This is a genomic window from Mycobacterium sp. Root135, from assembly GCF_001426545.1.
GTDB lineage: Bacteria > Actinomycetota > Actinomycetes > Mycobacteriales > Mycobacteriaceae > Mycobacterium.
Genome location: NZ_LMEZ01000007.1, coordinates 160,351 through 178,146 on the forward strand (window position 1 = coordinate 160,351; position 17,796 = coordinate 178,146).

Annotated in this window: 22 protein-coding genes; 13 read left to right on the forward strand and 9 right to left on the reverse strand. The window is 67.3% G+C overall.

Going from position 1 to position 17,796, the window contains the following annotated elements:
* The first annotated feature begins 11 nt into the window (after positions 1-11).
* Together ASD37_RS21000 and ASD37_RS21005 are read left to right on the forward strand one after the other, a co-directional pair.
* Positions 12-1,082, forward strand: coding sequence for an isochorismate synthase MenF (locus ASD37_RS21000; RefSeq protein ID WP_056557440.1), 1,071 nt, complete (start codon positions 12-14; stop codon positions 1,080-1,082).
* A complete protein-coding gene (locus ASD37_RS21005; RefSeq protein WP_056555948.1) occupies positions 1,079-1,591 on the forward strand; it encodes a GNAT family N-acetyltransferase in 513 nt (170 codons plus the stop codon). Before ASD37_RS21000 ends, ASD37_RS21005 begins: the two co-directional genes overlap by 4 nt.
* Here the strand turns inward: ASD37_RS21005 and ASD37_RS21010 are convergent.
* On the reverse strand, positions 1,573-1,965 hold the full coding sequence (locus ASD37_RS21010) for a hypothetical protein (protein ID WP_056555951.1): 393 nt from the start codon (positions 1,963-1,965) through the stop codon (positions 1,573-1,575). The genes ASD37_RS21005 and ASD37_RS21010 overlap by 19 nt on opposite strands.
* Positions 1,966-2,018: 53 nt before the next feature.
* Between ASD37_RS21010 and ASD37_RS21015 the strand changes: the two genes are divergently transcribed.
* A complete protein-coding gene (locus ASD37_RS21015; protein ID WP_056557442.1) occupies positions 2,019-2,978 on the forward strand; it encodes a diacylglycerol kinase family protein in 960 nt (319 codons plus the stop codon).
* A gap of 257 nt (positions 2,979-3,235) precedes the next feature.
* On the forward strand, positions 3,236-3,490 hold the full coding sequence (whiB1, locus tag ASD37_RS31110) for a transcriptional regulator WhiB1 (protein WP_079923542.1): 255 nt from the start codon (positions 3,236-3,238) through the stop codon (positions 3,488-3,490).
* A gap of 103 nt (positions 3,491-3,593) precedes the next feature.
* On the opposite strand, the gene ASD37_RS21020 is transcribed toward whiB1, so the two are convergent.
* Complete coding sequence (locus tag ASD37_RS21020; RefSeq protein WP_056555954.1) at positions 3,594-5,093, reverse strand: sensor histidine kinase; 1,500 nt, start codon at positions 5,091-5,093, stop codon at positions 3,594-3,596.
* Between the two features lie 26 nt (positions 5,094-5,119).
* A complete protein-coding gene (locus ASD37_RS21025) occupies positions 5,120-5,335 on the reverse strand; it encodes a biotin/lipoyl-binding carrier protein (protein ID WP_056557444.1) in 216 nt (71 codons plus the stop codon).
* Between the two features lie 123 nt (positions 5,336-5,458).
* Between ASD37_RS21025 and ASD37_RS32750 the strand changes: the two genes are divergently transcribed.
* Positions 5,459-5,551 (forward strand): 50S ribosomal protein bL37, encoded by a 93-nt coding sequence (locus tag ASD37_RS32750; protein ID WP_142271271.1) that lies wholly within the window; start codon positions 5,459-5,461, stop codon positions 5,549-5,551.
* Here the strand turns inward: ASD37_RS32750 and rsrA are convergent.
* Both rsrA and ASD37_RS21035 read right to left on the reverse strand, forming a co-directional pair.
* Positions 5,548-5,811: a mycothiol system anti-sigma-R factor gene (rsrA, locus tag ASD37_RS21030; protein WP_200959972.1), complete on the reverse strand. Its 264-nt coding sequence runs from the start codon at positions 5,809-5,811 to the stop codon at positions 5,548-5,550. The two genes, ASD37_RS32750 and rsrA, sit on opposite strands and share 4 nt — an antisense overlap.
* A gap of 44 nt (positions 5,812-5,855) precedes the next feature.
* On the reverse strand, positions 5,856-6,503 hold the full coding sequence (locus ASD37_RS21035; protein ID WP_162253305.1) for a sigma-70 family RNA polymerase sigma factor: 648 nt from the start codon (positions 6,501-6,503) through the stop codon (positions 5,856-5,858).
* Positions 6,504-6,716: 213 nt separating this feature from the next.
* Here ASD37_RS21035 and ASD37_RS21040 point away from each other — a divergent pair, with 213 nt between their 5' ends.
* From ASD37_RS21040 to ASD37_RS21050, 3 genes are read left to right on the forward strand one after another with little or no spacing between them, the layout of a single operon-like run.
* Positions 6,717-7,211, forward strand: a complete 495-nt coding sequence (locus tag ASD37_RS21040) for a YbaK/EbsC family protein (RefSeq protein WP_156721004.1) — start codon at positions 6,717-6,719, stop codon at positions 7,209-7,211.
* Between the two features lie 9 nt (positions 7,212-7,220).
* On the forward strand, positions 7,221-8,066 hold the full coding sequence (locus tag ASD37_RS21045) for an NAD(P)-dependent oxidoreductase (RefSeq protein ID WP_056555965.1): 846 nt from the start codon (positions 7,221-7,223) through the stop codon (positions 8,064-8,066).
* Positions 8,066-8,833: a class I SAM-dependent methyltransferase gene (locus tag ASD37_RS21050; RefSeq protein ID WP_056557446.1), complete on the forward strand. Its 768-nt coding sequence runs from the start codon at positions 8,066-8,068 to the stop codon at positions 8,831-8,833. The genes ASD37_RS21045 and ASD37_RS21050 overlap by 1 nt, the downstream gene beginning before the upstream one ends.
* Here the strand turns inward: ASD37_RS21050 and ASD37_RS21055 are convergent.
* On the reverse strand, positions 8,830-9,600 hold the full coding sequence (locus ASD37_RS21055) for an SOS response-associated peptidase (RefSeq protein WP_200959955.1): 771 nt from the start codon (positions 9,598-9,600) through the stop codon (positions 8,830-8,832). The genes ASD37_RS21050 and ASD37_RS21055 overlap by 4 nt on opposite strands.
* 45 nt (positions 9,601-9,645) lie before the next feature.
* Between ASD37_RS21055 and aroA the strand changes: the two genes are divergently transcribed.
* From aroA to ASD37_RS21080, 5 genes are all read left to right on the forward strand, one after another.
* The gene (gene aroA, locus ASD37_RS21060; protein WP_370073073.1) at positions 9,646-10,950 is read left to right on the forward strand and encodes a 3-phosphoshikimate 1-carboxyvinyltransferase; all 1,305 of its coding nucleotides are present in this window, start codon (positions 9,646-9,648) and stop codon (positions 10,948-10,950) included.
* Positions 10,951-10,966: 16 nt separating this feature from the next.
* Complete coding sequence (gene rsgA / locus ASD37_RS21065; protein ID WP_056555974.1) at positions 10,967-11,947, forward strand: ribosome small subunit-dependent GTPase A; 981 nt, start codon at positions 10,967-10,969, stop codon at positions 11,945-11,947.
* 2 nt (positions 11,948-11,949) lie between these two features.
* A complete protein-coding gene (locus ASD37_RS21070; protein WP_056555977.1) occupies positions 11,950-12,600 on the forward strand; it encodes a class I SAM-dependent methyltransferase in 651 nt (216 codons plus the stop codon).
* A 12-nt stretch (positions 12,601-12,612) separates the two neighbouring features.
* The gene (locus ASD37_RS21075) at positions 12,613-13,461 is read left to right on the forward strand and encodes an aldo/keto reductase (protein WP_056555980.1); all 849 of its coding nucleotides are present in this window, start codon (positions 12,613-12,615) and stop codon (positions 13,459-13,461) included.
* 196 nt (positions 13,462-13,657) lie between these two features.
* Positions 13,658-14,506, forward strand: coding sequence for an aldo/keto reductase (locus tag ASD37_RS21080; RefSeq protein ID WP_056555983.1), 849 nt, complete (start codon positions 13,658-13,660; stop codon positions 14,504-14,506).
* A 66-nt stretch (positions 14,507-14,572) separates the two neighbouring features.
* Here the strand turns inward: ASD37_RS21080 and ASD37_RS21085 are convergent, their stop codons facing one another.
* From ASD37_RS21085 to ASD37_RS21095, 3 genes are all read right to left on the reverse strand, one after another.
* Positions 14,573-15,799, reverse strand: coding sequence for a fatty acid desaturase (locus ASD37_RS21085; protein ID WP_056555986.1), 1,227 nt, complete (start codon positions 15,797-15,799; stop codon positions 14,573-14,575).
* A 69-nt stretch (positions 15,800-15,868) separates the two neighbouring features.
* Complete coding sequence (locus ASD37_RS21090) at positions 15,869-17,014, reverse strand: ferredoxin reductase (protein ID WP_056555989.1); 1,146 nt, start codon at positions 17,012-17,014, stop codon at positions 15,869-15,871.
* A gap of 92 nt (positions 17,015-17,106) precedes the next feature.
* On the reverse strand, positions 17,107-17,613 hold the full coding sequence (locus ASD37_RS21095; RefSeq protein WP_156721005.1) for a hypothetical protein: 507 nt from the start codon (positions 17,611-17,613) through the stop codon (positions 17,107-17,109).
* Positions 17,614-17,796: the final 183 nt, after the last annotated feature.

A 17,796-nucleotide genomic window follows, 5' to 3' on the forward strand; every position in this document is an offset into this window, starting at 1 on the left:
CGACGTTCGTCATGGCCGGCCGCGACGGCGTCCTCGTCGCCGACGGCGTGGCCGCGTCGTATCCAGAGCTCGACGACGCGCGCGCGGCCCTGGCCGCTGGCGAATGCGCAATGATCGTGGGCGCCTTGCCCTTCGACGTCAACCGGCCGACGGCGCTGACGAGCCCGACCCAGCTTCGCCGCACCGACGCGTTGCCCGAATGGACCACCCCGACGATGCCCGCGGTCCGCATCACCGAGACAGTGCCCGCCCCCGAGGAACACCGCGCCCGCATCGCCACGGCACTCGAGCAGTTGCGGGACCCCGACTCTCCGCTCCACAAGGTGGTGCTCGCCCGGGCGCTGCACCTCGTCGCCGATGCCCCGCTCGACGCCCGCGCGATCATCCGACGACTCGCCGAAGACGCCTCGGCGACAACGTACTTCGTCGACCTGACCACGGCGGGCGAAGGTTACGCCGGTACCGCTCTCGTCGGCGCCAGCCCCGAATTGCTGGTGGCCCGCCGCGGCGACGTGGTGACCTGCAGGCCCTTCGCAGGGTCGGCGCCACGCTCGGCCGACCCCGAGACGGATCAAGCCAACGGAGCCGCACTGGCAGACTCCGCGAAGAACCTGCACGAACACCGACTGGTCGTCGACCAGATCCGCACGGCATTGCAGCCGCTGTGCGCCGACCTCGACGTCGCCCTCACCCCCGAGCTCAGCAGCACCTCGGCCGTCTGGCACCTGAACACTCCGATCACCGCCCGGTTGCGTGATTCGTCAACTACCGCACTGGATCTCGCGGTCGCGCTACACCCCACCGCGGCCGTCGGCGGAGTGCCCACCGCCGAGGCCGTCGACCTGATCGCCGAACTCGAAGGTGATCGTGGCTTCTACGCGGGCGCCGTCGGATGGTGCGACGAACGGGGTGACGGCACCTGGGTGGTGTCCATCCGCTGCGCCGAGCTGTCGGCCGACCGCCGCGTCGCCGTGGCCCGATCCGGCGGTGGCATCGTCGCCGAATCGGATCCGGATGACGAAGTCGCCGAGACCAATACGAAGTTCCGCACCATTCTGACCGCGTTGGGAGTGAGCACATGAGCGTGACCATCCGTCGGGCCCGACCCGGTGACGAGGTCGAACTGGTCGCCATGGTGCGCGAACTGGCCGATTTCGAGCACGCATTGGAAGAATGCACCGTCACCGAAAGTCAGTTGCACGAGGCGCTGTTCGGCGATCCGGCCACGGTCCAGGCGTACGTGGCCGAGGTCGACGGCGCGCCGGCTGCCATGGCGCTGTGGTTCTACAACTTCTCCACCTGGGACGGCGTCGCCGGCGTCTACCTGGAGGACCTCTTCGTCAGGCCCGGCTTCCGCCGGCACGGCTTGGCCCGCGCCCTGCTGTCGACGTTGGCCCGCGAATGCGTCGACAAGGGTTATTCCCGGCTGACCTGGGCCGTGCTCGACTGGAACTCCAATGCCATCGCCCTCTACGACTCCGTGGGCGGCAAGCCACAGACCGAGTGGATCACCTACCGGGTGACCGGTGACGAGTTGACGGCGCTCGCCGCGGGACCCGACGGTTCGACTCCTCAGTCGTCGTCGGACTGAGCCAGCCACTGCACAGCCGACGGGCTGAACAGCAGCGCCAATCCGGCCACGGCGACGACTGCAACGGGAATGCCGTAGGACCACTGCTGCGAGCCCACCGCGATGTACCACGCCACCGGCAGCAGCAGGAGCTGCGCGAAGACCGCAATCCCGCGACCCCACCGCCGCCCCGTCCACAGCGCCCACGCCGCGGTGAGCACCGCCGCGCCCATCACCACGTACCACAGCGCAGTGCCGTAGCCGCTGATCGACACCTCGTGGGCACCTTCGAGGGCACGGACGACGAACACCACCGCCACGACCACCAGAGCGAGGCCCTCCAACGCCACGAGGGCGGCCGCCTGACGAATGGTTGATGGCGAAGGCACGATCACATCGACGAGCGTAGAGCGCGCGACGGTGCGGCATGCCGATAGGGTTGAGCCCCGTGCGTGCCGTCCTGATAGTCAACCCCAACGCCACGTCGACCACTCCGGCGGGGCGTGATCTTCTGGCGCATGCGCTCGAGAGCCGCGTCAAGCTGACCGTCGCCCACACCAACCACCGCGGCCATGCGATCGAAATCGCAAGGGACGCTGCGCGAGACGGAACCGACGTGGTGATCGTCCACGGCGGCGACGGCACGGTCAACGAGGTGGTCAACGGGATCCTCGGCGACTGCGGTCAGACCCCACCCAAGAAGGGTCCCGCGATCTCGGTGGTGCCCGGCGGATCGGCCAACGTGTTCGCCCGCGCCCTTGGCATCAGCCCCGATCCCGTCGAGGCGACCAATCAACTCGTCGACCTCCTCGGCGCCTACCGTCGCGGCGTCAAGTGGCGCCGAATCGGGCTGATGGACTGCGGCGACAGGTGGGGCGTCTTCACCGCGGGCATGGGGGTCGACGGCGACGTCGTGGCCGCCGTGGAGGCGCAGCGGGAGAAGGGCCGCAAGGTCACCGCGTCGCGGTATATCAAGGTGGCCACCCGCGAACTGCTGGCCAGCGCCCGGCGCGAACCGTCGATGACGTTGGAGATCGCCGGCCGCGCCCCCGTGACCGGGGTGCACTTCGCCTTCGTGTCGAACTCGAGCCCGTGGACTTACGCCAACACCCGGCCGGTGTGGACCAACCCCGACACCAGCTTCGAGACGGGCCTCGGCGTCTTCGCGACGACCAGCATGAACGTGTGGGCGAATCTCGGGCTGGTGCGCCAGATGTTGGCGAAGAATCCACGCCTCGACGCCAAGCATTTGGTGCGCGACGACGACGTGCCATGGGTCCGCGTGACGGCCGACACGCCCGTTGGCTGTCAGATTGACGGAGATTACGTCGGCCAGCGCGAAAGGATGACGTTCACGTCGGTTCGGGATGCGCTCGGAGTGGTTGCGCCGCCGGCCAAAAAGCCCTGACCTGGCAAACCGCTGTGAAGTGCCACGAATTAGGGCGCAAGTGATGCGAGTGTAGTACAAACGTCAGGGGGGTCCGGCAACCCGGCCCCCTCTAACGATGCCAGTGAGATTGCCCACGTGTGAACGCGCCTCTATTGACATCTGTCCAGCCTGTGGAAGCATCGTTTGCAACAGTGCAGAAACATTTGGTGTGCACGCGTTAACAGCCGAAGAAAAGCTCGTGCGCCTTGCTGCGCACCGGAATAGGAGTAATAGAAATGGATTGGCGGCATAAAGCAGTCTGTCGTGACGAGGATCCGGAACTGTTCTTCCCGGTGGGAAACAGCGGCCCGGCACTCGCCCAGATTGCTGATGCAAAGATCGTCTGCAACCGGTGCCCGGTCACCACGGAGTGCCTGAGCTGGGCTTTGGAGTCCGGACAGGACGCCGGCGTCTGGGGCGGCATGAGCGAGGACGAGCGTCGCGCGCTCAAGCGTCGCAATGCACGGACCAAGGCTCGCACGGGCGTCTAGCCCACTCGATTCCTTTTGTTTACGGCCCCGGCTTTCGCCGGGGCCGTAAATTTTTGGCCAGGCGCGGTATTTCCAGGACTATTTCCGGAATGTGACGACGGTGTTACTGCGCCAGCCGACCGCGGCGGCCCACGGGCACCCGCAGGACGACGTCGGTTCCGCCGGTCGGCACGGCGTGCATACCCAGTGAACCGTCCAATTCGGCGGCCACCAGCGTCCGCACGATCTGCAGGCCCAGACTGTCCGACTTCTCCAAGCTGAACCCGTCGGGCAGCCCACGGCCGTCGTCGTGGACCACGACGTCGAGCCACCGGGCGGAGCGCTCCGCCCGGATCGTCACGCTGCCGTTCTCCGAGGTCGAGTCGTAGGCATGCTCGATCGCGTTCTGGACGAGCTCCGTGATGACCATGACCAGGGCAGTGGCCCGATCGGCGTCGAGGACGCCCAGATCGCCGACACGGTTGATCCTGACGGGTCTGCCCACCGACGCCACGTCGTTCATGATCGGCACGATGCGGTCCACGACCTCGTCGAGGTTGACTTCCTCGTCGACCGACATCGACAGGGCGTCGTGCACCAGGGCGATGGACGAGACCCGCCGCACCGATTCGATGAGCGCGTCTCGTCCCTCGGCGTTGTTGGTCCGCCTGGCCTGCAGGCGCAGCAGCGCGGCGACGGTCTGAAGGTTGTTCTTCACCCGGTGGTGAATCTCACGAATCGTCGCGTCCTTGGACAGCAACGCGCGATCGCGCCGTTTGACCTCCGTCACGTCGCGGATCAGCACGGCCGCCCCGGCCGCCTTGCCGTCCACCACCATCGGGATCGTCCGGAGCAACACCGCAGCTCCCCCGGCGTCTACCTCCATGCGCATGCTGGACCCACCGGAGAGCGAGTCACGGACGTGGTTGGCCAATTCCTGGGCCTCGAACGGGTCGGAGATCAGCGGGCGGGTGACAGTGACGAGGTTGTGCCCCTCGAGCTCTGCCTTGAGCCCCATGCGGTGGTACGCCGAGATCGCGTTCGGACTGGCGAAGCTGACCTGGCCCACTTCGTCGAGTCGAATGAAGCCGTCCCCGACCCGAGGACTCGACCGGGACATCGCGAGGTCGCCGATGTTGGGGAAGGTGCCCTCCGAGAGCATGTGCAGGATGTCGGCTGCGCAGTCCAGATAGGCACGCTCCAGCGGGCTGGCCTTGCGCCGGTCGGCCAAAGCGGTCTGGTGCGTGAGCACCGCGACCACCCGGTCGCCGTGCCGCACGGGGACGGCCTCGACGTCGAGCCACCGGCCTTCCGTCGAATCCGCCTGTCCCGCATCGCTTTCCCGGCCGATCAGGCCTGAGGCGAACGCGGTGACCACCACCGGCATGTCGGCCGCGGTGTTGACCGTACCGACGGCGTCGGCCAGCAGCGCGGTTGGCGCCGTGTTCGGCCGAACCTGCGCGACGCACACCAGCGAGCCGTCGTCGTGGTGCACCCACATGAGGTAGTCGGCGAACGACAGATCCGCCAGCAGTTGCCACTCGCCGACCAGTGCGTGCAAGTGGTCGACGGCGTTGCCGGGCAACATGGTGTGCTCGGCGAGCAGGTCACCGAGGGTCGACACGGGTGTTGCCTCTCGGTGTCGGGAACCTAGCTGATGACGGCGATGAGGTCGCCGGCCTGGATGACGTCGCCGACCTTGACGTTGACGTTGGTCACCTTTCCGGCCGCCTCGGCAAGTACCGGAATCTCCATCTTCATGGATTCCAGGAGGACGACGATGTCGCCCTCGTTGATGTCGTCGCCTTCGCTGACCACGACCTCGAGCACACTGGCCACGATCTCAGCGCGAACGTCCTCGGCCATCTTCACCCACTCGTCTCTAGAGCCGCCCCTGCGGTGTCTATCGAACCACACGCACGGGATTGGAATGCAGTGGCGCGAGCGTGAGACACTAACGGGCAAGCAATTGACTCATTGGAGGATGCCATGGCCAAGCGTGGCCGTAAGAAGCGTGACCGTAAGCACACCAAGGCCAACCACGGCAAGCGCCCCAACTGCGGTTCGAAGGCAGTTACCTAACCACGAATGATGGTGGTGCGGCTGATCTCCACTCGCAGCCGCGCCCGCAGTGAATCCGGCGCCTTATCGCCACTGCACTTGGTGGCGATGAGGCGCTTCACGCGTTCTTCGATGCCGTATTGCCGCAGGCAGGTCGGGCATTCCTCGAGATGATGGCGCAGCTTGTCACGCGTTTCCGTCGTGCACTCGCCGTCGAGCAGAGTCCACACCTCGGCGATCACCGACGCGCATTCCGGGTGCTTGGGGTCTACGGGACCCACCGGTGGACGGAACGTGTGCTCTTCGGGGCGTGAAAGGTCGTCGTTCACGAAGAAACCTCCTCGGGCTCGTCGATCTGTCCTCTGATGAAGCCGCGATCCCTCGCGACGTCCGCCAATAGCTCGCGGAGCTGTTTACGGCCACGATGCAGTCGAGACATCACCGTGCCGATGGGCGTGCCCATGATCTGGGCGATCTCCTTGTACGGAAAACCCTCCACGTCGGCGTAGTACACGGCCATCCGAAACTCCTCGGGCAGCGCCTGCAGCGCCGCCTTGATCTCGGTGTCCGGCAACGCCTCCATCGCCTCGACCTCAGCGGACCTCAAACCAGTCGACGTGTGCTGCGCGTTGGCCGCCAGCTGCCAGTCGGTGATCTCGTCCGTCGGGTACTCCGCGGGCTGCCGCTGCTTCTTGCGGTAGCTGTTGATGTAGGTGTTGGTCAGGATCCGGTACAGCCACGCCTTCAGGTTCGTTCCGGCGCGGAACGAACGAAAGCCGGCGTACGCCTTCACCATGGTCTCCTGAAGGAGATCCTCGGCGTCCGCTGGATTGCGAGTCATGCGCAACGCGCCGCCGTACAGCTGATCCAGCAGTGGAATGGCGTCCCGCTCGAAACGCGCCGTGAGTTCGGCGTCGGTCTCGATTACAGGCTCTTCGGCCGCGACTGGCGCTGCTCCGTCGAGATCGGTCATCTGGGTGGACACCGTCCCTTCTCTCGCGGCACCACCGAACAGAACCGGCTCGTAGACCGGCCGTTCCAGGCAAAGCGTTGGCACCGAGGTGTCTCCTAACTTCCGATCCTAGTGGCTCGTACCGACGGAGTCGCCTTCACAGCGCCCATCGCTGCACATCAACAGCGAAAGTGGCCGCGAATGTTCCCTAAGAAACCGCACTATCGTGATGCCGTGGCCCGCGCAGCAACCCCCGCGATAGCGGCGCTCGTTGCGGCAAACGTCCCGCACGACGTCCTGAGTTACCACCACGATCCCCAGAACGACGCCTTCGGCGACGAGGCCGTCGCCGCGCTGGCCGCCGCCGGGGTCGAGGTGTCCGCCGAGCAGGTGTTCAAGACATTGGTGATCGCGCTGCCGTCGGGCCTCGCCGTCGCCGTGCTCCCCGTTCCGTACAAGCTGTCGCTCAAGGCCGCCGCCGCCGCCCTCGGCGCACCGCGCGCCGACATGGCCGACCGCGCGGCCGCCGAGCGGTCCACCGGTTACGTGATCGGGGGCATCTCCCCCTTGGGCCAACGCAAGGCGCTGCCGACCGTCGTCGACGACTCGGTGTACGCCTGGGACCGCGTGCTGTGCAGCGCAGGCAAGCGCGGATTGCAGGTGGCACTGGCACCGGCGGATCTCGTGGGTCTCACCGGGGCGCTGACCGCCGACATCCTGGCTGTCTAGGGTGAAGGCATGTCGCTAGCGGGAAAGACCATGTTCATCTCCGGCGCGAGCCGAGGCATCGGGCTGGCGATCGCCAAGCGCGTCGCCGCCGACGGCGCCAACGTCGCCCTGGTCGCCAAGACCGCAGAACCCCATCCCAAGCTCGAGGGCACGATCTACACCGCCGCCAAGGAGATCGAGGAGGCAGGCGGTCACGCACTGCCGATCCTTGGCGACGTCCGTGACGGCGAGTCCGTGGAATCAGCCGTCGCGCAAGCGGTTTCGCAGTTCGGCGGCATCGACATCTGCGTGAACAACGCGTCGGCGATCAACCTGGGCTCGATCACCGAGGTACCGCTCAAGCGGTTCGACCTCATGAACGGGATCAACGTCAGGGGCACCTACGCCGTGTCGCAGGCCTGCATTCCGCACATGGTGGGCCGGGACAACCCCCACATCCTCACGCTGTCGCCGCCGATCCTGCTGGAGTCCAAGTGGCTCAAGCCGACGGCCTACATGATGGCCAAGTACGGCATGACGTTGTGCGCGCTCGGCATCGCCGAGGAGATGCGCGCCGACGGCATCGCCTCCAACACGCTGTGGCCGCGGACGCTGGTGGCCACAGCCGCCGTCCAGAACCTCCTCGGCGGCGCCGAGGCGATGAGCCGCGCCCGCAAGCCCGACGTCTACGCCGACGCCGCCTACGTGGTCTTCAACAAGCCGGCCCGCGAGTACACCGGAAACAGCGTGCTGTGCGAGGACGTCCTGGTCGACTCGGGCGTCACGGATCTGTCGGTGTACGACTGCGTCCCCGGCCCCGAACTCGGCGTCGACCTGTGGGTCGAGACGCCCAACCCGCCCGGGTACGGCGCCTGATGTGGGCCGGAGGCCGCTACGAGTCGGTGGCCGAACGCATCGCCGTCGTCGCCGGCGAAACAGTGGCGGCCGCGGAGCGCCGCCGACCGCTTGACGGCGCCGCGCTGGTGGACCTGGCCTGCGGCACCGGCAGCGCCGCGTTGGCGGCGGCCGGGCGCGGCGCGGTGGTCACCGGTGTCGACCTGACCCCTGAGCTGATCGCCATCGCCGAGAGCAAGGCACTCAGCGCTGGGCATGACATCACCTGGGTGGCCGCCGACGCGTCGGAGACGACCCTGCCCGACGCCGCGTTCGACACCGCGGTGTCCAACATGGGCGTCATCTTCGTCGAGCCGGGGCGGCAGGTCGAGGAGATCAGTCGGCTACTGAAACCCGGTGGGACGCTGGCTATTTCGGCGTGGGTTCGCAGCGCCGCCAACCCGTTCTTCGATCCGATCGTCGCGGTCCTCGGCGCGCCGCCCGACAGGGGGTTCACCCCCGACCAGTGGGGCGATCCCGCGATCGCGACCGAACGGCTCGCTGCCAACTTCACCGACGTCGAGATCGACGACGGGGCGCTCACCTGGGCGTTCGACACCCTGGACGCCGCGTGCAACTTTCTGGTGCACGAGTCACCGATGCACGTCGACCTCTTCGCTCGACTCGACGGCGACCAGCACGACCGCCTCCTGGCCGCGTTCACCGACGCGCTCACCCCGCACGTCGGCGACGACGGCGGCGTCCGCTTCGACGCGCCGTACGCGATCATCACCGCCAGTCGCCGCTAGAGCAGCGTCCCCTGCTCGGCCTGCGGCTCAGCGGGTTCGATCAGCTCGGGTCCGTTGTTGCGGACGCTGTTGACCAGCCGGGACACCTCGCGGACCGCGATGCGGTCCAGGTCGCCGTGACCTCTCAGCAGGCCTTCGTCCATCGGCGCGTCGGGATCCAGCCATCGGTCCCAGTCGCGCTCGCTGATGCTCAGCGGCATGCGGTCGTGAATCTCGGCCAGCTGGCCTGCCGACTCGGTGGTGATGATGGTGCACGTCAGCAGCGGCGGGGCGTCCTTCACCGGCCGCCACGTCGACCACAGGCCGCCCATGAACAACGGCTCGCCGTCCGCGCCGTGCATGAAGAACGGCGTCTTGACGCCCTTCTTGCCGCCGGCTCCCTCAGCGCCCGGACGCCACTCGTACCAGCCGTCCATCGGTACCAGGCACCGCTTGGTCTTGGCGGAGGCGCGGAACGCCGCCGAGGTGGTGACCGTCTCGGCGCGGGCGTTGATGAGCAGCGGCCCCTTGGTCTCGGGAGTGCCGTCGCCCTTGGCCTTCACCCAGGGCGGCACCAGTCCCCACCGCATCGAGCGCACCCGCCGGGTCGACTCGTCGTCGGGTTCGGCGTGCCGCTTGACCACCGAACTGATCGTCGTCGTCGGCGCAACGTTGAAGTTGGGCTGCGGCGGCTCCTTGGCCTCCGTCGCCGCAATGGTCTCGTCGATCGCCTTGATCTTCTCGGCCAGCAGCGCCGGATCGGTCGTCACCGCGAATCGCCCACACATGTATCCCATGGTGGCAGAAGGAGGCGACAAGGCAGGATGGACGGCATGACTGAGTACGGAGGTGGGTGGCAGGCGCCGTCGACCACGACGCCCATCCACGCGACCGTCGAGGTGCCGGGCTCCAAGTCCCAGACCAACCGCGCGCTGATCCTCGCCGCGCTGGCAAGCGCGCAGGGCACGTCGACCGTCAGCGGCGCGCTGCGCAGCCGCGACACCGACCTGATGATCGGTGCGCTGCGGACGCTGGGGCTCTCGCTCGACGGCGCCGGAACCGACCTGACGATCGGCGGGGCGATCTCGCCCGCGGCGGACGCCAGGATCGACTGCGGCCTCGCGGGGACCGTCCTGCGGTTCGTCCCGCCGCTCGCGGCACTCGGCAGCGAAGTCGTGACGTTCGACGGCGACGAGCAGGCCCGGTCGCGTCCGATCGCTCCCTTGCTCGACGGCTTGCGCGGTCTCGGCGTGCGCGTCGACGGTGACGCGATGCCGTTCCAGGTCCGCGGCGAGGGTGCCGTGGCCGGGGGCACCGTGCACATCGACGCCTCCTCGTCGTCGCAGTTCGTGTCGGGACTGCTGCTGTCGGGGGCCACGTTTCGGGACGGACTGACCGTCGTGCACACCGGCGAGTCCGTGCCGTCCGCGCCACATGTGGCAATGACGGTCACGATGCTGCGCGAGGCAGGCGTCTCGGTCGACGATGCGACACCCAACCGCTGGCTGATCCAACCAGGCCCCGTCGCCGCCCGGCACTGGGACGTCGAACCCGACCTGTCGAACGCGGTCCCGTTCCTGGCGGCCGCGATCGTGACCGCGGGCACCGTGCGCATCACCGGGTGGCCGCAGGTCAGCGTGCAACCCTCGACGAACATCCTCGACTTGCTCACCAAGGCGGGTGCGATTGTGCACCAGGGTGATTCACACCTCGACGTCAAGGGTTCCATCGACGGCTACCCGGGTTTCGACGTCAACCTGCACGAGGTCGGTGAGCTGGCACCGTCGTTCGCGGCGCTGGCAGCGTTGGCCGAGTCGGGTTCGGTGTCGCACCTCAGCGGCATCGCCCATCTGCGTGGCCACGAGACCGACCGGCTGGCGGCGCTGACGGCCGAGATCAACGGCCTCGGTGGACGCTGCGAGGAGACCGCCGACGGACTGACGATCACCGCCACCCAACTGCACGGCGGGGTGTGGCACTCCTACGCCGACCACCGGATGGCGACCGCGGGCGCCATCATCGGACTGCGGACACCGGGAGTCGAGGTCGAGGACATCGGCACCACCGCCAAGACGCTGCCCGACTTCCCGGGGATGTGGGCCGACATGTTGGCCGGGCAGGCACCCGAAACCCCTTGAGAGACACAGACATCTCTTGAACGAGAACGACTACGACGAATCCGACGTCCGGATACGCCCCGGCCGGAGTTCCCGGCCGCGTACCAAGACCCGCCCAGAGCACTTGGACGCCCAAGCGGCGATGGTCGTCACCGTAGACCGTGGACGGTGGGGCTGCGCGCTCGGTGGCGACCCACAACGCGTCGTCACCGCCATGCGGGCCAGGGAACTCGGCCGCACCCCGATCGTGGTCGGCGACGAGGTCGACGTCGTCGGCGACCTGTCCGGCCAGCCCGACACCCTTGCCAGGATCGTCCGACGCGGCGAGCGACGAACGGTGTTGCGGCGCACCGCCGACGACACCGATCCGACCGAACGCGTCCTCGTCGCCAACGCCGACCAACTGCTGATGGTGGTCGCGCTGGCCGACCCGCCGCCGCGCACCGGCTTCGTCGAGCGGTCCCTGATCGCCGCCTACGTCGGCGGACTCGAGCCCATCCTGTGCCTCACCAAGACCGACCTGGCGCCCCCGGAACCGTTCGCGGCGCAGTTCGCCGGGCTGGATCTCACCGTCGTCACCGCCGGTCGCAGCGACGACCTCGCCGTCGTCGACGATCTGTTGGTCGGCAAGTTGACGGTGCTGGTGGGCCATTCCGGCGTCGGCAAGTCCACGATGGTCAACCGACTGGTGCCCGAGGCCGGCCGCGCGGTCGGGGTGGTATCCGGCGTCGGCAAGGGCAGGCACACGTCGACTCAGTCGGTGGCCCTGCCGCTGCACGACTCGGGGTGGGTGGTCGACACTCCGGGAATCCGGTCCTTCGGGCTTGCCCACATCGCGCCCGCCGACGTCATGCTGGCATTCTCCGACCTCGCCGAAGCCATCGAGAAGTGCCCCCGCGGCTGCGGGCACCTCGGGCCGCCGTCGGATCCCGACTGCGCACTCGACGAGCTGACGGGCCACACTGCCGACCGCGTCGCCGCCACCCGCCGACTGCTGACCGCGATGGCCGCCGACTAGGGATGGACTTCCTCGACCGCACGCGCGACGGGTATGACGCCGCCGCAACGGGGTTCGCCGCGTTGTTCGAGAACTACCTCGACGACAAGCCGATCGAGAAGGCCATGCTGGCGGCATTCGCCGAGCTGGTACACGCCACCGGAAACACCTCGGTCGCCGACGTCGGCTGCGGCACCGGCGTCACCACCAGGATCCTGGCCAGCCTAGGCGTCGAACCCACTGGAATCGACCTGTCCCCCAACATGATCGCCGAAGCGCGCACGCGAGCTCCCGAACTCGGATTCGAGGTCGGGTCGATGACCTCGCTCGAGCTCCCCGACACGAGCATCGGCGGAGTCTGTGCGTGGTACTCCACCATCCACGTCCCGGATTCGCATCTGCCGCAGGCGTTCTCCGAATTCCACCGCGTGCTCGTCGGCGGCGGTGTCGCACTGCTGGCCTTCCAGGTCGGCGACCGGCCTCGGCGATTGACCGAGGCGTTCGGCACGCCACTCGACCTGGAGTTCATCCGGCGCGAACCCGCAGCCGTCGCCGCCACGCTGGAGGCAGCCGGGCTGCCCGTCTACTCGACCACCGTGCGCGAACCGGACGACGACGGCGTCCAGACCACTGCGCAGGCCTTCCTCGTCGCGCGCAAGCGCTCCGCTCGATAGCCTGAGACGGACATGACACCGGTACCCGAGATCACGCTCAACGACGGCGCACGCATACCCCAGCTCGGATTCGGCGTCTACAAGGTCGCCCCCGACGAGACCGCGGCGGCGGTCAGGACCGCGCTCGAGATCGGCTACCGCCACCTCGACACGGCGGCGATGTACCACAACGAGGCGGGCGTGGGCCGCGGCATTCGCGAAGCGGGCGTCGACCGAGCCGACGTCTACGTCACCAGCAAGCTCGACAACGGATTCCACGAACCAGACGCTGCGCGTATGGCATTCGACGACACGCTCACCGCGATCGGGTCGGACTACGTCGACCTGTACTTGATCCACTGGCCGCTCCCCACCCGCTACGGCGGGGACTTCGTCTCGACCTGGCGCACCCTCGAAGAGTTCGCAGCCGACGGTCGCGCACGCAGCATCGGGGTGTCCAACTTCCACGTCCCGCACCTCGAGCGGCTCGCGGCTGAGACCGACACCGTGCCCGCCGTCAACCAGGTGGAGGCACACCCCTACTTCACCAACGCCTCGGTCCGGGACTACTGCAAGCAAGACGGCATTGCGTTCCAGGCCTGGTCGCCGCTGGGCCGCGGCACGCTGCTCGACGACCCGGTCATCCAGCGGGTGGCTGCGGCGGCGGGCAGGTCGCCGGCTCAGGTGGTGCTGCGCTGGCATCTCCAACGCGGCGACGTGGTGTTTCCGAAGTCGGTGTCACCCCGACGCATCGCCGAGAACTTCGCGGTGTTCGACTTCGCACTCGGTGCCGACGACGTGGCGGCGATCGACGGCCTGGACCGGGGCGCCGCCGGCCGCGTCGGCTCCAACCCCGACACGTTCGACGTCATCACGCGGTGAGATCCCGACTCACCGAGATTCGCACCGCCGCACTAAAGATCACCCGACGCGCGATATCCGTGCCCGTGAACGGGTGCGACGCTGAACCGCGTCCCCGCCAGCGTTCGTGTATCGACGAGACCGCGTCTGACCACGGTTTGTGTTCCGGCCTAAACGGGCACGCACAGGAGGGCAAATTGCCAAAGGAGGCTCATTCATGACGAACGTACCAACGATCGAACTCAGCACCGGTGCGCACATTCCGCAGCTCGGATTCGGCGTCTACCAAATCGATCCCGACAAGACCGCAGATGCGGTCAAGACGGCACTGGACATTGGCTACCGACACATCGACACCGCCGAGATGTATCAGAACGAGGCCGGTGTCGGCCAAGGCGTGCGCGATTCCGGGCTGGACCGCGCAGACGTGTTCGTCACCAGCAAGCTCAACAACGGTTTCCACGAACCCGATGACGCGCGCAAGGCGTTCGACGAGACGCTGAGCAAGCTCGGCTTCGACTACGTGGACCTCTTCCTCATCCACTGGCCGCTGCCGACGCGCTACAACAACGACTTCATCTCGACGTGGCAGACGCTGGAGGAGTTCCGGCGTGACGGGCGGGCCCGCGCCATCGGCGTGTCGAACTTCCAGGTCGCGCATCTCGAGCGGCTGGCCAACGAGACCGACACCGTGCCCTCGGTGAACCAGATCGAGGTACATCCGTACTTCGTCAACGACGAGGTGCGTCAGTACTGCATCGAGCACGGCATCGCCGTGGAGGCGTGGTCCCCCATCGCCCAGGGAAAGGTGCTCGACGACCCGGTCGTCACGCAGATCGCCGAGGCGTCGGGCAAGTCCCCCGCCCAGGTGGTGCTGCGTTGGCACATCCAGCGCGGTGACATCGTCTTCCCGAAGTCGGTGACGCCCAAGCGGATCGAAGAGAACTTTGCGCTGTTCGACTTCGAGCTGAGCGATCACGACGTCGACGCGTTGACCGCACTCGACAAGGGCGAGGAAGGCCGCACCGGCCCGAACCCGGACACGTTCGACTACATCCCGGACTGACCTCCCCACGCGAAGACGGCGGGGAGATCGCGAATCGCGATCTCCCCGCCGTCTTTTCGTAAGGCGCTAGGCAGCCTGCTTGGCGCGCCGTCGGGCCCGCACCGCGGCGATGGCCGACTTGAGTCCACCACGCTCGCTGGGCTCGAGTTCGGCGAACATGCGCTCGCTGCGTGTCTCCGGGGCGTCGTCAGCAGTGTCGCGCAGGAACTTGTCCGGCAATGACAACTTGGCGATGGTGCGCCACGTCTTTCCGTACTGCACCGCGAAATTGCCCGTCGTGTAAGGCAAGTCGTACTTCTCGCAGATCTGCTTCACGCGCACGCTGATCTCGTGCAACCGGTTGCTTGGCAGGTCCGGATAGAGGTGGTGCTCGATTTGGTGGCACAGGTTGCCGCTCATGAACCGCAGCGTGGGTCCGGCTTCGAAGTTGGCGCTTCCCAACATCTGTCGCAGGTACCACTGGCCCCTGCTCTCGCCAACCATGTCGGTCTTGGTGAACTTCTCCGCACCGTCGGGGAAGTGACCGCAGAAGATCACGGCGTTGGCCCAGACGTTGCGGATGACGTTGGCGACCGCGTTGGCCGTCAGCGTCGACTTGTACGTGGCACCTGGCGACATCGCCGTCAGCGCGGGGTAGGCGACGTAGTCCTTTAGCACCTGATGACCGGCCTTGACGCCGAACTCGCGGATGCGCTCCATCGTGGCTTCACGGTCGTCGCGGCCCTTGGAGATCTTTCCGAGCTCGAGGTGCTGAAGTCCGACGCCCCACTCGAATCCGATCGCCAGGAGCGTGTTGAACAGCAAGTTGCCGTACAGGTTGAACGGCGTCCACTTGGCGTCCCGGGTCACGCGGATGACGCCGTAGCCGACGTCGTCGTCCATCCCGAGGATGTTGGTGTACTTGTGATGCATGAAGTTGTGGGTGAACCGCCAGTGTTTGGACGCGCCGCTCATGTCCCACTCCCACGTCGAGGAGTGAATCTCGGGGTCGTTCATCCAGTCCCACTGGCCGTGCATGACGTTGTGGCCGATTTCCATGTTCTCGACGATCTTGGCCACGCCGAGTGTCACGGTGCCTGCCCACCACGCCGAGCGCTTGGAGCCCGCGGCCAGCATCAGCCGGCCTGCGACCTCGAGTGCGCGCTGTGCGGCAATGGTGCGGCGGATGTAGCGGGAGTCGCGCTCACCGCGGGAGTCTTCGATGTCCTGCCGGATCGCGTCCAGCTCGTTGCCCAGATTTTCGATGTCCGCTTCAGTCAGATGCGTGAATGCGGGTACGTCGGTAATTGCCATCGTTCAGCCTCCTGTCAACTGCCTACGCTAGCGTAACCTACGATCCCGTAGGTTACTAGCCGGTAAAGCTCAGACATCCAGCACGCAATCGCCAGACGCTGCGGAAACGCACGTCTGCACCCGGCTGCCCGGCTCGTGCTCGACGCCGGTTCGCAGATCCCGGACGTGCCCCTCGACGAGCCCGACGACACAGGACTGACAGATACCCATCCGGCATCCGAACGGCATCCGAATCCCCGCGTCCTCGCCCGCATCCATCAGCGACGTGGCGGCGTCGACCTCGACGGTCTTGCCGCTGCGCTCGAACGTGACGGTTCCGCCAGTGCCGTGCACGGGCGCCCGCGTGGCGGCAAACCGCTCCAGGTGCAGCCGGTCGCCGATCCCCTCCGCCGACCAGACGCGGTGCGCGTCGTCGAGCATGGCCCCAGGGCCACACGCCCACGCCTGACGCTCGCGCCAGTCGGGTACGACCTCGGCCAGCTTGGCCAGGTCGAGCCGGCCCTCCGTACGCGTCGAACGCACCGTCAACCGGTACCCGTCGTGCGCGTCGTGCAGCCGGGCCAGTTCGTCGGCGAACATCACGTCGGATTCGGTCGGCGCGGAGTGCACGTGGACGACGTGACCCGGGGCGCCGATGCCGTCGCGGCGCGCGAGCGTCCGCAGCATCGACATCACCGGCGTGATGCCCGATCCGGCCGTCAAGAACAACACCGACGGGGGCGCGGGATCCGGCAGGACGAAGTTGCCCTGCGGTGCCGCCAGCCGCACGATGGTTCCCGGGCTCACGCCTCCCACCAGGTGACTGGACAGGAAGCCCTCGGGCATCGCCTTGACGGTGATCGTGATGGTGCGGTCCCGGGTGACGGGAGTCGAGGTCAGCGAATACGACCGCCAGCGCCAGCGACCGTCCATCAGCACGCCGATGCCGACGTACTGACCGGGCTCGTAGCCGAAGTGAAAACCCCAGCCCGGCTTGATCACCAGTGTCGCGGAGTCGACCGTCTCGCGGCGCACCTCGACCACGCGGCCGCGGAGTTCACGCGCCGACCACAGCGGGTTGGCCAGCTTCAGATAGTCATCCGGCAGCAACGGCGTGGTGATGCGCCCGACGACCGAACGCAGTGCCTGTAAACCAGGATGCTTGGTGCCGCCCTTGGGAATTGGGCGAATGGTGTCGGCCACGTTGGCCGCAATCTTGATCTCGTTCTTGGCCATGACGGCTCCTGCTCACCTTCGCCTGAATGTCCGCGAGCCAGCTCGCGGCCAGCAACCTACGGTACCGTAACTTAGGGCGTGCCAGCCAGACCTCAGAGCAGCTCGAGCAGAAACGGCAACTCCTGGGTGGCGTACCAGGCCAAGTCGTGGTCCTGCGCGTCACCGACGGTCAGTTCGGCATCCTCGTCCCCGAAATCTGCCAGGTCGACCACCTCGATCGCAGCCCTGACGGACGGCTCCGCTCCCGCGTTGTCGAGGTACGCGGCGACGACGTCGCCGACGCCGATCGGCCCCGCCAACCTCACGACGGCGTCGTCGAGATCCGGGCGGATCGTCGCGCCCTCGACGTCGGCCACCAGCACCGCCCGCCGCAGCGGAAGCCCGCCGGTATCACTCCCCTCGGCGGCCAGCAGTCGCAACGACGCCAGCGCGGCCTCGCGCAGCGCGACTTCGGCAAGTTCGTCGTCGTCGCCTTCCGCGTAGGACTCCCGCAGCGTCGGAGTGACGGCGAACGCCGTCCCGCTCAAGGCATGCATGGACTGATCGGCGACGAGGCGCTGAAGCATGGCCAGGGTCGCAGGAATGTAGACACGCACCAGGGCAGACTAGCTGGCTGTAGGTCGAGTCAAGGGGTGTGGAGGCCGTAGTGGGCCGCCGCCCGGGGTGGGGCGTGATTTAGTGCGTCCGGTGGTGTTGCTTGGAGTTGACGGGTGCCTGGCGCCCACGCTGATGTATGCAACCTCGGGTGGGTTATCTGGCGTCGTTCGGGCTGCCTATGGAGG

What these genes read in the sequence shown, in the direction of transcription:
- ASD37_RS21035 (WP_162253305.1), bottom strand. Translation starts at nt 6,503, where the DNA reads ATGACCGATCTCGACGGAGCAGCGCCAGTCGCGGCCGAAGAGCCTGTA.
- ASD37_RS21000 (WP_056557440.1), top strand. Translation starts at nt 12, where the DNA reads ATGGCCGGCCGCGACGGCGTCCTCGTCGCCGACGGCGTGGCCGCGTCG.
- ASD37_RS21025 (WP_056557444.1), bottom strand. Translation starts at nt 5,335, where the DNA reads ATGGCCGAGGACGTTCGCGCTGAGATCGTGGCCAGTGTGCTCGAGGTC.
- ASD37_RS21085 (WP_056555986.1), bottom strand. Translation starts at nt 15,799, where the DNA reads ATGGCAATTACCGACGTACCCGCATTCACGCATCTGACTGAAGCGGAC.
- ASD37_RS21070 (WP_056555977.1), top strand. Translation starts at nt 11,950, where the DNA reads ATGGACTTCCTCGACCGCACGCGCGACGGGTATGACGCCGCCGCAACG.
- ASD37_RS21090 (WP_056555989.1), bottom strand. Translation starts at nt 17,014, where the DNA reads ATGGCCAAGAACGAGATCAAGATTGCGGCCAACGTGGCCGACACCATT.
- aroA (WP_370073073.1), top strand. Translation starts at nt 9,646, where the DNA reads ATGACTGAGTACGGAGGTGGGTGGCAGGCGCCGTCGACCACGACGCCC.
- ASD37_RS21080 (WP_056555983.1), top strand. Translation starts at nt 13,658, where the DNA reads ATGACGAACGTACCAACGATCGAACTCAGCACCGGTGCGCACATTCCG.
- ASD37_RS21055 (WP_200959955.1), bottom strand. Translation starts at nt 9,600, where the DNA reads ATGTGTGGGCGATTCGCGGTGACGACCGATCCGGCGCTGCTGGCCGAG.
- ASD37_RS21005 (WP_056555948.1), top strand. Translation starts at nt 1,079, where the DNA reads ATGAGCGTGACCATCCGTCGGGCCCGACCCGGTGACGAGGTCGAACTG.
- ASD37_RS21050 (WP_056557446.1), top strand. Translation starts at nt 8,066, where the DNA reads ATGTGGGCCGGAGGCCGCTACGAGTCGGTGGCCGAACGCATCGCCGTC.
- ASD37_RS21045 (WP_056555965.1), top strand. Translation starts at nt 7,221, where the DNA reads ATGTCGCTAGCGGGAAAGACCATGTTCATCTCCGGCGCGAGCCGAGGC.
- ASD37_RS32750 (WP_142271271.1), top strand. Translation starts at nt 5,459, where the DNA reads ATGGCCAAGCGTGGCCGTAAGAAGCGTGACCGTAAGCACACCAAGGCC.
- whiB1 (WP_079923542.1), top strand. Translation starts at nt 3,236, where the DNA reads ATGGATTGGCGGCATAAAGCAGTCTGTCGTGACGAGGATCCGGAACTG.
- ASD37_RS21075 (WP_056555980.1), top strand. Translation starts at nt 12,613, where the DNA reads ATGACACCGGTACCCGAGATCACGCTCAACGACGGCGCACGCATACCC.